The following is a 14,815-nucleotide window of genomic DNA, read 5'->3' as shown; positions in this document are numbered from 1 at the left end:
CGAGCCTATCGGCGCGTGCCGGCGCGGTGCGGCCGCGGCGGCGCCGGGTCAGTCGCGTCCGGTGAGACCCCACGCGTCTTCGGAACCGTCGTCGTCGCTCTCGACCACCGGGTAGCCGTCGTACTGCGAGGCCACGGCATCCGTCCCGTAGCGGTCATCCGCCTCCGCGGCCGGAACCGCAGGCGCCGGTGCAGGTGCCGGTGCCGGTGCCGGTGCTGCGACCGGCACGTCCTCGCCGCGCAGACGCGCGAGCACCGACGGCAGCTGCTCGACCGTCACGAGCACGTCGCGGGCCTTCGACCCCTCGGACGGGCCGACGATCTCGCGCGACTCGAGGAGGTCCATCAGGCGGCCGGCCTTCGCGAATCCGACCCGGAGCTTGCGTTGGAGCATCGATGTCGAGCCGAACTGGCTGGACACGACGAGCTCGGCCGCCGCGAGCAGCAACTCGAGGTCGTCTCCGATGTCGGCGTCGATCTCCTTCTTCTCGGCGACTGCCGCCACGTCGGCGCGATACTCCGGTCGCGCCTGGTGCGTGACGTGCTTGACGACGTCCTCGATCTCCTTCTCGCTCACCCAGGCGCCCTGCACGCGGAGCGCCTTCGACGCTCCCATGGGCAGGAACAGGCCGTCGCCCTGGCCGATCAGGCGGTCGGCGCCGGGCTGGTCGAGGATGACGCGGGAGTCGGTGACGCTCGTCACCGCGAAGGCGAGCCGCGAGGGCACGTTGGCCTTGATGAGGCCCGTGACGACGTCGACCGAGGGTCGCTGCGTCGCGAGCACCAGGTGGATGCCCGAGGCGCGCGCGAGCTGCGTGATGCGGACGATCGAGTCCTCGACGTCGCGCGGCGCCACCATCATGAGGTCGGCGAGCTCGTCGACGACCACCAGCAGATACGGGTAGGGCTTGAGCACGCGCTCGCTGCCCGGCGGGAGCGTGATCTCGCCGGCGACCACCGCCTTGTTGAAGTCGTCGATGTGACGGAAGCCGAACGACGCGAGGTCGTCGTAGCGCATGTCCATCTCTTTCACGACCCACTGCAGCGCCTCGGCGGCCTTCTTGGGGTTCGTGATGATCGGCGTGATGAGGTGCGGCACACCCGCGTACGACGTCAGCTCGACGCGCTTGGGGTCGATGAGCACCATGCGCACGTCGGCGGGCTTGGCGCGCATGAGCAGGCTCGTGATCATCGAGTTCACGAAGCTCGATTTGCCCGAGCCGGTGGAGCCGGCGACCAGGAGGTGGGGCATCTTGGCGAGGTTCGCGACGACGTAGCCGCCTCCGACGTCCTTGCCGACGCCGATGGTCATCGGGTGCGTCTGGCTGGTCGCCGTCTGCGAGCGCAGCACGTCGCCGAGGGTCACGATCTCGCGGTCGGTGTTGGGGATCTCGACACCGATGGCGCTCTTGCCCGGGATCGGCGCGAGGATGCGCACCTCGTTGGAGGCAACGGCGTACGCGAAGTTGTTCGTGAGCGCGGTGATGCGCTCCACCTTGACGCCGTGACCGACCTCGATCTCGTACTGCGTGACCGTCGGGCCGCGCGAGAAGCCGGTGACGCGTGCATCCACATTGAACTGCTCGAGCACGCTCGTGATCGCGCGCACCGTGTCGTCGTTGGCTTGAGAACGCGCCACGTGAGGCGATCCTGCGGCCAGCGAGTTGACGGACGGCAGCCGATACGGGGCGGACGGCGAGTCGACCGCAGTGGCCGAGCCGATGCCGTCGAGGCCGGGAAGCGTGCCGTCGTCCTCGATGACCTCGGCGTCGTCGCGCAGCGACGTGCGCGACGAGGTCGCCGCCTTCGCCGCCGACAGCACGGCGGGGTCGATGACCTCGGTGAGCGCGTCGGTCGCGGGCGCCGGCGGAGGGGTCACGGGCGCGGCCATCGCCTGCTCGAATCCGCCCTGCGACGTGCCGGGCGTCAGCAGCTCCGTGAGGTCCTGCGAGCCGAGTCCGCCCTCCGGGTCTTTCTCGCGCCCCGTCTTGTTACGACGCCAGAACGGCAGCGAGGAGTCGGCCTCGTCGTCCGCAGTGGCAGGGGCCGCAGCATCCGTCGTCGCCTTCTCTTCCCGGGGTTCGGCGCCGAACATCCAGGCGTACAGCTCGCCGAGGCGGCGGCCGATGCGGTTCGGTGGCGTCTTCGTGATGATCAGGATGCTGAGCACGGCCAGCAGCGACAGCACGATGTACGCGCCGACGTCGGTCAGCACGAGCGCGAGCGGCTCGCCGAGCATCCACCCGAAGAGCCCGCCCGCCTCGCTGAGCGCGGGGAGCCCCTGGTTCGGCTGCGGGCGACCGCCGGCGACGTGGCAGAAGCCGGCGATCGTGAGGACGAACAGCCCGAAGCCGATGCCGACGCGGCCGTTGTCGTGCACGGACGACGGATGGCGGAACATCCAGCCCGCGAGCATGAGCAGGAGGACCGGCAGCACGAACGCCTCGCGGCCGATGAGGCCCCCCACGGTGTAGGCGCTGATGGTCTTGGCGACCTCGTTGCCGATGAAGAACCACTCGTTCACGGCGCCCGCGATCGCGAGCAGCACCAGGAGGAACGGGAAGCCGTCGCGACGCTGGTCCTTCTCGAGCGCCTCGGGACCGAACGCGCGGAAGAGGCCGCCGGTGGCGTGCGCAAGGCCCATCCACGCCCGCACGATGACCGGCGGACGGTCGGGCTCGTTCACGTAGCGCTTGGGTGCGGGTGCCGGCTTGGCGGCCGCGGGCTTGCGCGCCGACGAGGACGCGCTCGAACGCGCGTTCGTCGACGCGCTCGAAGACGCGCGCGACCCCTTGGTCGGGCTTGAGCTCCTGGCCATTCCCCCACGGTAGGCCGACACCCCGACATTTGCCCGCAACCACGCCGCCGTGGGGCCGCAGGCCGGGCGCGTCGCGGAGCGCGCCGGAAGGCCGGATGCCTCAGCGCAGGCGCTTGACCATCGTGTCGCGGCCCGATCCGCTCTGCGTGACGGCGAACCCCTCGCTGCGGTACAGCGTCGACGCGAAGTTGTCGCGTTCCACGCTGAGGCTGATGCGCGCGAAGCCCTGCGCCCCCGCGTGCTCGCACAGCCGCTGCAGCAGCGCCCGCCCTACGCCGTGCGCACGCCAGATCGGGCGGACGCCGATGATGAGCTCGGGGACGCCCGTACCGACGTATCCGAATCCGGGATCGTCGCGCGGCAGCATCCGGTACCAGGCTGCGCCCACCGGCTCGCCGTTGGCGTCCTCGGCGACGAAACCGGCGTCGCCCGGCCGCATCCAGCCGGCCACGTAACGCCGGTGGTCGGCGCCGCCGATCACCTCGTGACGGGGCTTCGCACCGCCCTGGCGCCAGTTCGCCGCCTCGACGACCATGTCGCCGAGGAATGCGCCGTCAGCCGACACGGCGGGGCGGATGCGGAACGAGGAGGCCACGACGCCGATCGTACGGGCCGCGTGTTACGCCTCGATGACGAGGGGCACGATCATGGGCCGGCGGCGCAGCGACTGGTTGACCCAGCGGCCGATCGTGCGGCGCACCACCTGCGACAGCGCGTGCTGGTCGCGGACACCGGACTTCGCGGCCTCCGCGAGCGCTGCGGCGATCTTCGGCTTCACGTCCTCGAACACGGCGTCGTCCTCGGCGAAGCCGCGCGCGTGGATCTCCGGGCCCGAGATGACCTTGCCCGTCGTCGCGTCGACCACCACGATCACCGAGATGAAGCCCTCTTCGCCGAGGATCCGGCGATCCTTGAGGTCGGCATCCGTGATCTCCCCGACGGTCGACCCGTCGACGTAGACGAAGCCGAGGTCGAGCTGGCCGACCACTCGCGCGTCGCCGTCCTTCAAGTCGACGACGGTGCCGTTCTCGCCGATGATCGTCCGCTCGGGGTCGATGCCGGTGTCCTGGGCGAGGCGGGCGTTCGCCATCAGGTGGCGGTACTCGCCGTGCACCGGCAGCACGTTCTTCGGCTTCAGGATGTTGTAGCAGTAGAGCAGCTCGCCGGCGGCGGCGTGGCCCGACACATGGACCTTCGCGTTGCCCTTGTGCACCACGTTCGCGCCGAGCTTGGTGAGACCGTCGATGACGCGGTAGACGGCGTTCTCGTTGCCCGGGATGAGGCTCGACGCCAGGATCACGGTGTCGCCTGGACCCGGCTCGATCGCGTGGTCGAGGTTCGCCATGCGGCTGAGCACGGCCATCGGCTCGCCCTGCGAGCCCGTCGACATGTAGACGATCTGGTCGTCTGGCAGGTCGCGCGCCTTCTTGTAGTCGATGAGCACGCCCTCGGGCACGTGCAGGTAGCCCAGGTCCTCGGCGATCGTCATGTTGCGCAGCATGCTCCGGCCGAGCAGAGCCACGCGGCGGCCGTGGGCGGCGGCCGCGTCCAGCACCTGCTGCACACGGTGGACGTGGCTCGAGAAGCTCGCGACGATGACGCGCCGCGGCGCCTTGCCGATGACCTGGTCGAGCACCGGGCCTATCGAGCGCTCGAGCGGCGTGAAGCCCGGCACGTCGGCGTTGGTGGAGTCGACGAGGAAGAGGTCGACGCCCTCCTCCCCCAGCCGCGAGAACGCGCGGAGGTCGGTCAGCCGGCCATCGAGCGGCAGCTGGTCCATCTTGAAGTCGCCGGTGGCGAGCACGAGACCCGCCGGGGTGCGGATCGCGACGGCGAGGGCGTCGGGGATCGAGTGGTTCACCGCGACGAACTCGAGCTCGAACGGCCCGAGGTTCTCGCTCTGCCCCTCCGCGACCGTGAGGCTGTAGGGCCTGATGCGATGCTCCTTGAGCTTCGCCTCGGTGAGCGCGAGCGTGAGCCCGGAGCCGATGATCGGGATGTCGCTCTTGAGCTTCAGCAGGTACGGCACCGCGCCGATGTGGTCCTCGTGGCCGTGCGTGAGCACGACGCCGACGATGTCGTCGAGCCGCTTCTTGAGGGGCTCGAAGTCGGGGAGGATCAGGTCGACGCCGGGCTGGTGCTCCTCGGGGAACAGTACGCCGCAGTCGACGACGAGCAGCTTCCCGCCGTACTCGAACACCGTCATGTTGCGGCCGACCTCGCCGAGACCGCCGAGCGGGACGATCCGGAGGGTTGCTGCCGGAAGCTCCGGCGGGTCGTACGGGGTGGTGGGCATTGCGAAGCCTCCTCCGGGCGCTGGGACACCCGTCATCTGCGCGCCGTCGACCGTTCCGCGACGGCGCGATTCGTCATCTCGTGGTGCCCGAGACCTTCGGCAGCGCGCCGCCGGCGGCGGCGTTGCGGTCGGGGCGGAAGTTCGAGAAGTCGGCGCCGGGAACGGCGCTCACGAGCGCGAGCTCGTCCTCGATCTTGGCGGCCTCCCACTCCTCCGGTCCGACCAGCGGCAGCCGCACGCGCGGGCTGCCGATGCGGCCGAGGCCGTGGAGGATGTACTTCGCCGACACCGTGCCGGGCACGTGCGTCATCACGGCGCGCACGAGCGGCTCGAGCTGCTGGTGCGCGGCGGTGGCGGTCTTCAGGTCGCCGGCGTTCACGGCGTCGACGATCACGCGGTACGGCTGGGCCGCGATGTTCGCGGTGACGCCGATCAGGCCGGTGGCCCCGATCGCGAGGTGCGGCAGCACGTTGGCGTCGTCGCCCGAGAAGTACATCAGGTCGGTCTGGTTGAGCACGCGGCTCACCTCGCTGAAGTCGCCCTTGGCGTCCTTGATGGCGAGGATGTTCGGGTGCTTGGCGAGGCGCAGGATCGTCTCGTAGCGGATCGGCACACCGGTGCGGCCGGGGATGTCGTACAGGATCACCGGCAGATCGGTCGCGTCGGCGACCAGGCGGAAGTGCGTGAGGATGCCGGCCTGCGTGGGCTTGTTGTAGTACGGCGTGACGATCATGATGCCGTCGGCACCGACCTTCTCGCTGGCCTTGTAGAGCTCGATCGCGTGGGCGGTCTCATTCGACCCGCCACCCGTGATGATCTTGGCGCGGCCGGCGGCGACATCCTTTCCGACCTCGACGAGGCGGATCTTCTCCGCATCGGTGAGGGTCGACGTCTCACCCGTGGTGCCGGTGACGACGATGCCGTCGGCTCCCGCGGTGATGACGTCGTCGATGTGCTTCTCGACAGCGGGCCAGTCGACTTCGCCGTCGGCCGTCATGGGAGTGACGAGCGCGACGAGCACCTGTCCGAAGGGATTGCCCGTATGCGTCATGCACTCAGGTTATCGGGATGCCGCGCCCCTCCGCGCCCGGTGACGCCGGGCTCTGCTCAGCGGCCGCGCTCTCCGAGGCGGGCGGCGACCGACGGCGGGGCGAAGCGAGCGAGCGCGACGAGAAGCTTGTACCGCAGCGACGGGATCGACACCGGCACACCTCGGGCGGCATCCCGCAGCGACTCGGCCACGACGTCGCGCGCGGCGAGCCACATCCCGTCGGGCACGCCCTCCTGCCCCGGCGGCAGCCCGAGGCGCTCGTGGAAGTTCGTGTGCGTGTACCCCGGGCACACCGCGGTCACCGTCACTCCGCGCGGGCCGTAACGGCCGTTGGCCCACCGGCTGAAGCTCACGAGCCACCCCTTGCAGGCGCCGTAAGTCGAGCGCGGGATGAACGCCGCGACCGACGCGACGTTGATGATGCGACCGTGGCCGCGCGCGAGCATCGCGCCCAGTGCGGCGTGCGTGAGGCGCATCGGCACCTCGACGTGCAGCTCGAGGTGGCGCACCTCGTCCTCGATGTCGTTGCGCTCGAAGGCCAGCGGCAGCCCGAACCCGGCGTTGTTCACGAGGATCTCGATGGGTCGGGTCTCATCGGCGACACGGGCCTCCACCCGTTCGCGCTGGCGGCGCTTCAGCAGGTCGGCGCCGAGCACCTCGACCTCCACCCCGTAGGTCGACCGCAGCCGCACGGCGAGCTGCTCGAGCGCCTGCCGGTCGCGGGCGACGAGCACGAGGTGCGCGCCCTTCGCCGCGAGCTGACGCGCGTATTCCGCGCCGAGACCCGAACTCGCACCGGTGATGAGCGCCGTCTTCGCCATGCGCGCCAGCCTATTGCCGCGTCAGTCCGTGCCGCGCTCGGGCGGCCGCACCAGTCGCAGGAAGCGATAACGGATGCCGGAACCCGACGTGTACCAGCCGCCTTCCGGGTCCGTCGCGACCGTGACCCAGCCGGCGCGGTCGGGCGCCAGGGTGTCGCCCTCGACCTTCACATCGAGCTCGGTGACCTCCAGGAGGTCGGCGAGGTCGATGGCCTCCCGGAACAGCTGTCCGCCGCCGATCACCCAGATGCGCTCGGGCTCCGTTCCGTCGGCCAGGGCCAGCGCGGCCTCGAGCGATCCGGAGCGCTCGGCGCCGGCATCCGTCCATTCCTCGTGGCGGGTGACTACGATGTTGCGCCGCCCCGGCAGCGGGCGGAAGCGCGCCGGGAAGGACTCCCACGTACGGCGGCCCATCACGACCGGTGCGCCGAGCGTGAGCGCCTTGAAGTGAGCGAGGTCTTCCGGCACATGCCACGGCATGCCGCCGTCGGCACCGATCACGCCGTCATGGGCCTCCGCCCAGATCAGGCCGATCGGGGCCGTCATACCGCGACCGCCCCGCGGATCGCGGGGTGGTGCTGGTAGTCCTCGAGCACGAAGTCGTCGTAGCGGTAGTCGAAGATCGAGTCGGGCGTCCGGGCGATGCGGAGAGTCGGGTACGGGTACGGCTCGCGGGTGAGCTGCTCGCGCACCTGCTCGAGGTGGTTGTCGTAGATGTGGCAGTCGCCGCCGGTCCACACGAAGTCGCCGGGCTCGAGCCCGGCCTGCTGCGCCACCATGAGCGTGAGCAGTGCGTACGACGCGATGTTGAAGGGCACACCGAGGAAGAGGTCGGCGCTGCGCTGGTACAGCTGGCACGACAGCTTGCCGTCGGCGACGTAGAACTGGAACATCGCGTGGCACGGCGCGAGGGCCATGTCGGGGATGTCGGCAGGGTTCCACGCAGAGACGATCAGACGGCGGGAGTCGGGGTTCGCCCGGATCTGGTCGAGCACCAGCGCGATCTGGTCGATGTGCTCGCCCGACGGCGTCGGCCAGGACCGCCACTGCACGCCGTAGACCGGACCCAGCTCGCCCGAGGCATCCGCCCATTCGTCCCAGATCGTGACGCCGTTCTCCTGCAGCCACGCGACGTTCGACTCGCCGCGCAGGAACCACAGCAGCTCGTACGCGATCGACTTGAAATGCACCCGCTTGGTCGTGATGAGCGGGAAGCCCTGCGACAGGTCGAACCGGATCTGCCGGCCGAATGCACTCGTCGTGCCGGTGCCGGTGCGGTCGTCCTTGTGGGTGCCGTGCTCGAGCACATCGCGCAGAAGATCTTCGTACGGGGTCGGGATCGGCGTCGTCACGGCTGCCACGATACCCGCGCGTCACGACATCGCGGCCGTGCCCGCGCCGCGCGACCTCCTCACACCGATCACCCGCCTTCTGTTACAGCCGTCGCGTCATATTCGCGGATTCGGCCTCCATTCAGGTGAAAGGGGTTAGCCTGATCTGCTGTGAACCTCGTCGGCGCCCTCATCGCCCTCGCAGCGCTCCTCGCGGCGACGGTGGCACTCGGTGTCTTCCTGAACTGGCGCCAGTCCCACGCCCGCCGCAACGTCGCGCACGAGGTCGTCGAACCTCACCGCCTCGGCGCCGACGGACTCGGCGAAGTCGCCACCCTCCTGCAGTTCAGCACCGAGCTCTGCGCGCGGTGTCCCGGTGTGCATCGCACGCTCGCGGCGATAGCCGACGACCACGAGGGCGTGCGCCACCTCGACGTCGACCTCACCCACCGTCCCGACATCGCGAAGCACTTCCACGTGCTCCAGACGCCCACCACGCTGGTCCTCGACCGCAACGGCGTCGTGCAGACCCGCTTCGGAGGCGCGCCCGGCCGCGACGTGCTCGAGCTCGAGCTGAACCGCCTGATCGCGGAGGACGCCAGTGTCTGATCGGACGGATGCTGCGGCTCCGCGCGGCATCGACCCCCGGGGTCCGCGCTTCGTGGCCGGGATCACCGCCGTGCTCCTGCTCATCGTGGTCTTCCTCGGTCTGACCGGGCTGTCGACCGCGCAGACCGCCGAAGGCTGGGAGATCTCGTCGGCCGGTGTCGCCGAGCGGTTCCTCGATCCCGCGTTCCTGCTGCTGCTCGTGACCACCCTCCTGTTCCTGTGGGGCGTCGTCTCACCCCGCACGGCGCCGTGGGGGGTCCTCTACCGCAGACTCGTCGCGCCGCGTCTGTCGCCGCCGACCGAGCTCGAGGACCCGCGCCCGCCGCGCTTCGCGCAGGGTGTCGGCCTCTTCGTCTCAGCCCTCGGCTTGGTGCTGCAGCTGTTCGGCGTACCGTGGGCGCTCACCGTCGCCGCGGCGGCCGCGTTCATCGCCGCCTTCCTCAACGCCGTCTTCGGGCTCTGCCTCGGCTGCCAGCTGTACCTCCTGCTTCAGCGCGCGGGCATCGTGGGCCGCGCCCGCCCGGCTTCGGCCTGACGCGACGCCACCCCCGGCGGATGCCGAGGGGCGCAGCATCCGGTGTCAACCCATCGCGGTTCGGCAGCCCGACGCCATAGGCTGACGCGAGACGCCCGGCACGCGGGCGACCCGCCAGCGAGGAGGCCCCCATGACCGTCACGAGCGAAGCAAGCACGGTATGGAAGGGCGGGCTGTTCGACGGCTCCGGCGAGACCACTTTCGTGTCGTCCGGCCTCGGGACCTACCCGGTCAACTGGAAGGCGCGCAGCGAGGGCTCCACGTCTGTCACGACGCCGGAGGAGCTCATCGCCGCCGCGCATGCGTCGTGCTTCAGCATGGCCTTCTCGCTCGCTCTCGCCGAGAACGGCACTCCCCCGGAATCGATCGACACGACCGCGTCGGTCACCTTCAAGCCGGGCACGGGCATCACCGGCAGCCACCTGAACGTCAACGCGGTCGTCCCGGGTCTCGAGCCCGAGGACTTCGAGCGGCTCGCCCAGAGCGCGAAGGCCGGCTGCCCCGTCTCGCAGGCCCTGGCGGGCATCGAGATCACCATCGAGGCCACGCTTGCCTGAAGGCCCACCGACGGGTGACGGCGGTCGGCGGATCGTCGTCGCCGGGGCGTCCGGCCTCATCGGCCGGGCGCTCGTCGACAGCCTCCGCGCCGACGGCGTCGAGGTGACGACGCTCGTGCGGCGGCCCGCTCAGGCCGCGCACGAGGCCGAATGGCTCACGACGGCCGAGCCGCTCGATCCGGCGGTGCTTGCGGGCGCCCGTGCGGTGGTCGGGCTGAACGGTGCGAGCATCGGGCGGTTCCCCTGGACGCCGTCGTACAAGGGCACGCTGCTGTGGTCGCGCATCGCGCCGACGCGCGCGCTCGCCCGCGCGGTGCGCGAGCTGGGCACGGATGCCCCGCATCTCGTGTCGGCGTCGGCCGTCGGATACTACGGTTCGCGCCCCGGTGCTCGGTTCACGGAGGACGCGCCACGCGGCGAGACCTTCCTCGCGGACCTCTGCGGGGAATGGGAGGCTGCGGCATACGGTGCGGGGACGGATGCTGCCGTCTCGGTGCTCCGCACGGCACCGGTCGTGCACACCGACGGCGTACTGAAACCGCTGATGCTCCTCACCAGGCTCGGTCTCTCCGGTCCGATCGGCCGCGGGACGCAGGCGTGGCCGTGGATCTCCCTCGAGGACGAGGTGCGGGCGATCCGCCACGTCATCGACGCCCGTCTCACCGGTCCCGTGAACCTCTCGGGCCCCACCCGTGCCACGGCGAACGACCTCGGATTCGCCCTCGCGGTGCGGATGAACCGGCCGTACCTGCTGCGCGCGCCGGTGTGGGCGATGAAGCTCGTGCTCGGCCCGGACGCCACCGAGGCGATCCTCACCGCCGACGCCCACGTGGTGCCCGACGCCCTCGAGAAGTCGGGTTTCGCGTTCTCGAGCCCGACGGTCGAGGACGCGGTCGCGGCGGCCGTGCCCGCAGCATCCTGATCCGGTTCCGCGTTCAGGCGGGGCGGTCGGCCTTCTCGAGGCGGATGGCGGCTCGTACCGCTTCGCGCGCGCGACGGCGGTCGCCGGCCGCGTCGTAGGCGAGTCCGAGACGGTACCACGCCCGCCAGTCGTCGGGGTGCGCCTCGACGTCGGCGCGGTACGCGGGGAAGACGGCGTCCCCGTCCTCGCGCAGCACGCGGCCGCTGGGCTTCACGGCGACCTGCTCCTGCGGCAGCGCACCCTCGGCCTCGAGCCGCTTGCCGAGCTGCTGCGCGCGCACGCCGAACCACAGTTCCCGCCCGAGCGCCCACGCGGCGATGAGCGGGAGCACGACGAGAGCGGCGCCCATCGCGATTCCGACGGGGTCGCCGCTCACGAGCAGGAGCCACGCACGCTGCCCGACGAGCACGATGTACAGCGCGAGCAGCGCCGCCATGACGGCGACGCCGATGCGAGCGCTCATGCGCCGGTCGCGCGGGCGACCTGGCCGGGCACTCCGCCCTCGTCGACGGGTCCCCCGTCGGGCTGAGCGGCGCGGCGGCCGATCCCGATGTCGATCAGACTGTCGAGGCCGACGGTGACACCGGAGGCGTCGCGTGCGGCGGCGAGGGCGAGACGGATGCCGGGACCGTAGGCCTGCGCAGGCTCGATGGTGTCGTGCACGATCGCGAGCGACTCCCCCGCCCCCGAGAGGATCGTCTCCTGACGGGCGACGACGCCTGGGCGGCGCAGCGAGTGGATGGGCACGCTCGCGACCTGCTGGCCGCGGGCGCGCTGGTCGACGTGGGGCGACTCGACCGGGCCGACGCCGTCGCGCGCGGCGGCGATGAGCTCCGCCGTGCGCACGGCCGTGCCGCTCGGCGAGTCGATCTTCGTCTCGCGGTGCGCCTCGACGATCTCGATCGACGGGAAGAACGGCGCCGCGGCGGCGGCGAGGGCCGAGCCCAGCACCGAGCCGAGGGAGAAATTGGGGATGAAGACAGCGCCGGTGCCGGCGGCCTCGACGAGCGGGCGGACCAGCGCGATGCGCTCGGCCGACCACCCCGAGGTGCCGACGAGCACGTTGATTCCGCGCTCGATCGCGGCGCGGACCACGTCGATCGAGACCGCGGGCGTCGACGCGTCGACGACCAGGTCTGCACCTTCGAGCTCCGACAGCTCCGAGCGGGACGAGAGGACCGCGGAGACCTCGAAGCCCGGCTCGGCCTCGACCACGTCGCGGATGATCGCGCCGAGCTTTCCGGTGCCGCCGACGATGGCCACGCGTGTCGTCATGCTTCCATCCTAGGCGGCGGTCCGGCCAGGACCCGGGCCGGACGGTCGTGGGAGGCGCCTACGCTGGAGGCGTGGTGACCCTCCGACCCTCCCCCGTCGACGCGCCGATGCCCACGACCTGCTCGCCGAGTACTTCCGGACCCGCACCGAGGGATTCGCCGACCAGGGCGTCGCGTACCGCACGATCTTCCCCGACCCGGCGGCGTTCGTTCCGCCCGCCGGCGTCTTCGTCATCCTCGACGACGACGACGGCGTCGCCCAGGGCTGCGGGGGCATCCGTCTCATCCCCGACGGGCCGCTCGGCACACGGTACGAGCTGAAGCACCTGTACCTGCGGCCGGTCACACGCGGGCGCGGGTGGGGACGACTGCTCGTCGAAGACCTCGTGGAGCGCGCCCGCGCGTTCGGCGCGGCCGAGCTCGTGCTCGACACGCACCACTCGCTCGAAGCGGCCGGAGCGCTGTACGCGCGCATCGGGTTCGTCGCGATCGAGCCCTACAACGACAACCCGAACGCGTCCCGGTGGTACGGGAAGCCGCTCTGAGGGCCGTTCAGACCGGGTAGACCTCGGGGAGGCCGGTCCGGAGCTCGACGGGCAGGTGCGCGAGGTCGTTGTGCGACAGCAGCGTCCACGGGCGGCCCTGCTTCTGCGCGATCACCGTGAGTCCGCAGTGCGCCTGGTTGAGCGTCATCCAGCGCCAGTCGGGCGCCTGCAGCACCTCGCGCACGAACCACGCGATCACGAAGTTGTGCGTGATCAGGAGCTCGTGCACCTCGCCGCGCTTGCGCGCCAGGAACTCGCTCGTCGCATCCGACATCTGCGCGCGGCCCGCCTCGACCTCGGCCTCGGTGACCGAGCCGAAGAACGGCTCGAACGCGGCGGGCGTCTCGTCGGTCATGCCCGTCGGCACGCAGTCGAACAGCAGCGCGGACGGCTCCGGCGTGAGCGACGGCATCCGCTCGGCGACCGCGCGAGCGGTCTGGCTGGCGCGCTCGAGCGGCGAGTGCCACAGCGCGTCGAACGGCACACCCGAGAGCCGGTCCGCGAGCAGCGCAGCCTGCCGCCGCCCGCGCGGCGAGAGGGGCCCGTCGACGAGTCCGTGCTCGGCGTCCTGATGCTCGCCGTGCCGCACGAGGTAGATGTAGTGCGTCACGCAGCTCACTCCGTCGGGTGTCGCGTGCCCGGGGAAGAGGCACTCCGTCAAGCCTACGACACCTCGTCAGGGAGGTCCGGGGCCTGTGGACGGCGAGTCCCAAGCGGCGGACGCGACTACTCCGAGGCGTGGCCGATGTCGGACAGCTGACCGCGGCTGAGGCGAACGCCGACGCCCTGCACGAGCTCCTCGACGTGCTGCGGCGCGTACGCGTTCACGATCGGCGCCGTGACGAGCTTCTGCGAGAGCAGCCAGGCGACGGCGACCGCCGCATCGGGAACACCCAGCTCGGCGCCGACGGCGTCGAGCGCGCGCAGCGTGCGGCTTCCCCGGCGGTTGAGATTGGCCGCGAGCTGCGCCCCGCGCACCGAGAGGGCGCCGCGGATCTTCGAGCGCTGCCGGCCCGCCAGGAACCCGTGCTCCAGCGCGTGGGACGGGGTCACCGCCATGCCCTGGGCCCCCGCGACGAGGCGGAGATCGGCGTCGAACTCGTGACGGCGCAGCACGTTGAACGGAACGTCGAGCACCGTGATGCGGGGGTAGCCCGCCGACGCGAAGATGCGCGCCTCGACGAGCTGCGCCGCGCTGTAGCCGATGGCGCCGAGCGCACGCACCTTCCCGGTCTCGACGAGCCACTCCGCCGTCGCGAGCGTGTCTTCGAGCGACGACGCGCGATCGGTCGTCGCGTCGAGGTAGAGGACGTCGATGCGGTCGGTGCGCAGGCGGTTCAGCGAGGCCTCGACGGCCCGCACGAGGTTGACCGGGCCGAGCCCGGGGTTGTCGGCGTGGCCGCCGACGCGCACCGCAAGGACGATTTCGTCGCGGAGGCCGCGAGACTGCAGCCACTGGCCGATGATGTGCTCGCTGCGACCGCTCGAATAACTGTCGGCGGTGTGCACGGCGTTGCCGCCCAGTTCGGCGTACGTGTCGAGGATCGCGTGGCTCGACTCGAGGTCGACGTTCCACCCGAACTCGGCGGCGCCGAGGATCAGCGGGAAGATGTGCGAGCCGCTCTCGCCGAGCGCGACGCGCACGTTGCTGCCGATGGAAGGACCCTGCACCGGGATCGGGGCGGAGGGATGCGGGCCGCGTGCCGCGCCCAGCGATGCGGATGCGGCATCAGTGCTCGACGACGGGAGCGTCGAGTCAACGCCGAAGTAAGCCATGTGCCACCCCCTCACGAATCCCCTGGGGAATGTCGTGATCACTATGCGCGCCCCCCGGCGCTTACACACAGGGTAGGCCAGTCCGGACAGAGAGCCGTTCACTCAGGCGAACTTGGGGCAAACATTACATAACGCTTTGGTCACGAAGCACTGATACCTAGGGCATTTGTCCTCCGTTCGGCGGACAGAGTGCGCGAAGCGCCTACCGGACGACCTACGACGGATGCCCGCCCCCTCGCGGGGACGGGCATCCGTGATTCCATCGACCGGGTTCACCGGAC

General features: G+C 70.9%; 16 protein-coding genes. 5 read left to right on the top strand and 11 right to left on the bottom strand.

From position 1 onward, the window contains the following. Positions 1-48: 48 nt before the first annotated feature. The 7 genes from ACVN90_RS06655 to ACVN90_RS06625 form a co-directional block, all read right to left on the bottom strand. The gene (locus ACVN90_RS06655; protein WP_475101356.1) at positions 49-2,817 is read right to left on the bottom strand and encodes an FtsK/SpoIIIE family DNA translocase; all 2,769 of its coding nucleotides are present in this window, start codon (positions 2,815-2,817) and stop codon (positions 49-51) included. A 100-nt stretch (positions 2,818-2,917) separates the two neighbouring features. Further along, complete coding sequence (locus ACVN90_RS06650; RefSeq protein ID WP_475101355.1) at positions 2,918-3,412, bottom strand: N-acetyltransferase family protein; 495 nt, start codon at positions 3,410-3,412, stop codon at positions 2,918-2,920. 24 nt (positions 3,413-3,436) lie between these two features. Further along, on the bottom strand, positions 3,437-5,113 hold the full coding sequence (locus ACVN90_RS06645) for a ribonuclease J (protein ID WP_475101354.1): 1,677 nt from the start codon (positions 5,111-5,113) through the stop codon (positions 3,437-3,439). Positions 5,114-5,186: 73 nt separating this feature from the next. Next, complete coding sequence (dapA, locus tag ACVN90_RS06640) at positions 5,187-6,164, bottom strand: 4-hydroxy-tetrahydrodipicolinate synthase (protein WP_116193831.1); 978 nt, start codon at positions 6,162-6,164, stop codon at positions 5,187-5,189. A gap of 56 nt (positions 6,165-6,220) precedes the next feature. Further along, positions 6,221-6,985 carry an SDR family NAD(P)-dependent oxidoreductase gene (locus ACVN90_RS06635; protein WP_475101353.1) on the bottom strand — a complete coding sequence of 255 codons (765 nt, stop codon included), beginning with the start codon at positions 6,983-6,985 and terminating at the stop codon, positions 6,221-6,223. A gap of 21 nt (positions 6,986-7,006) precedes the next feature. After that, positions 7,007-7,531, bottom strand: coding sequence for a dihydrofolate reductase (locus tag ACVN90_RS06630; protein WP_475101352.1), 525 nt, complete (start codon positions 7,529-7,531; stop codon positions 7,007-7,009). Beyond that, complete coding sequence (locus ACVN90_RS06625) at positions 7,528-8,337, bottom strand: thymidylate synthase (protein WP_475101351.1); 810 nt, start codon at positions 8,335-8,337, stop codon at positions 7,528-7,530. Before ACVN90_RS06625 ends, ACVN90_RS06630 begins: the two co-directional genes overlap by 4 nt. Before the next feature lie 150 nt (positions 8,338-8,487). Between ACVN90_RS06625 and ACVN90_RS06620 the strand changes: the two genes are divergently transcribed. The 4 genes from ACVN90_RS06620 (at position 8,488) to ACVN90_RS06605 (ending at position 10,939) form a co-directional block, all read left to right on the top strand. Beyond that, positions 8,488-8,925, top strand: coding sequence for a TlpA family protein disulfide reductase (locus tag ACVN90_RS06620; protein ID WP_374977659.1), 438 nt, complete (start codon positions 8,488-8,490; stop codon positions 8,923-8,925). Beyond that, positions 8,918-9,460 (top strand): DUF4395 domain-containing protein, encoded by a 543-nt coding sequence (locus ACVN90_RS06615; RefSeq protein ID WP_475101350.1) that lies wholly within the window; start codon positions 8,918-8,920, stop codon positions 9,458-9,460. Before ACVN90_RS06620 ends, ACVN90_RS06615 begins: the two co-directional genes overlap by 8 nt. Before the next feature lie 131 nt (positions 9,461-9,591). Then, positions 9,592-10,017, top strand: coding sequence for an OsmC family protein (locus tag ACVN90_RS06610; RefSeq protein WP_475101349.1), 426 nt, complete (start codon positions 9,592-9,594; stop codon positions 10,015-10,017). Beyond that, positions 10,010-10,939 carry a TIGR01777 family oxidoreductase gene (locus ACVN90_RS06605; protein ID WP_475101348.1) on the top strand — a complete coding sequence of 310 codons (930 nt, stop codon included), beginning with the start codon at positions 10,010-10,012 and terminating at the stop codon, positions 10,937-10,939. The genes ACVN90_RS06610 and ACVN90_RS06605 overlap by 8 nt, the downstream gene beginning before the upstream one ends. Positions 10,940-10,952: 13 nt before the next feature. Here ACVN90_RS06605 and ACVN90_RS06600 read toward each other — a convergent pair whose 3' ends face one another. Both ACVN90_RS06600 and ACVN90_RS06595 read right to left on the bottom strand, forming a co-directional pair. Then, positions 10,953-11,402, bottom strand: a complete 450-nt coding sequence (locus tag ACVN90_RS06600; RefSeq protein WP_475101347.1) for a hypothetical protein — start codon at positions 11,400-11,402, stop codon at positions 10,953-10,955. Further along, complete coding sequence (locus tag ACVN90_RS06595; RefSeq protein ID WP_475101346.1) at positions 11,399-12,214, bottom strand: 4-hydroxy-tetrahydrodipicolinate reductase; 816 nt, start codon at positions 12,212-12,214, stop codon at positions 11,399-11,401. The genes ACVN90_RS06600 and ACVN90_RS06595 overlap by 4 nt, the downstream gene beginning before the upstream one ends. Before the next feature lie 118 nt (positions 12,215-12,332). Here ACVN90_RS06595 and ACVN90_RS06590 point away from each other — a divergent pair, with 118 nt between their 5' ends. Continuing rightward, positions 12,333-12,758 (top strand): GNAT family N-acetyltransferase, encoded by a 426-nt coding sequence (locus ACVN90_RS06590; RefSeq protein ID WP_475102076.1) that lies wholly within the window; start codon positions 12,333-12,335, stop codon positions 12,756-12,758. Between the two features lie 7 nt (positions 12,759-12,765). Here the strand turns inward: ACVN90_RS06590 and ACVN90_RS06585 are convergent, their stop codons facing one another. Beyond that, entirely contained in the window at positions 12,766-13,368 is a 603-nt protein-coding gene (locus tag ACVN90_RS06585; RefSeq protein ID WP_374977653.1) for a histidine phosphatase family protein, read from the bottom strand. A gap of 116 nt (positions 13,369-13,484) precedes the next feature. Next, on the bottom strand, positions 13,485-14,534 hold the full coding sequence (locus tag ACVN90_RS06580) for an aldo/keto reductase (RefSeq protein ID WP_475101345.1): 1,050 nt from the start codon (positions 14,532-14,534) through the stop codon (positions 13,485-13,487). Between the last annotated feature and the right edge of the window lie 281 nt (positions 14,535-14,815).

The sequence above is a fragment of the Microbacterium sp. F01 genome, assembly GCF_056156365.1.
The sequence above is the reverse complement of the archived record's forward strand: the minus strand, read 5'-3'. Positions and strand labels throughout refer to the sequence as shown.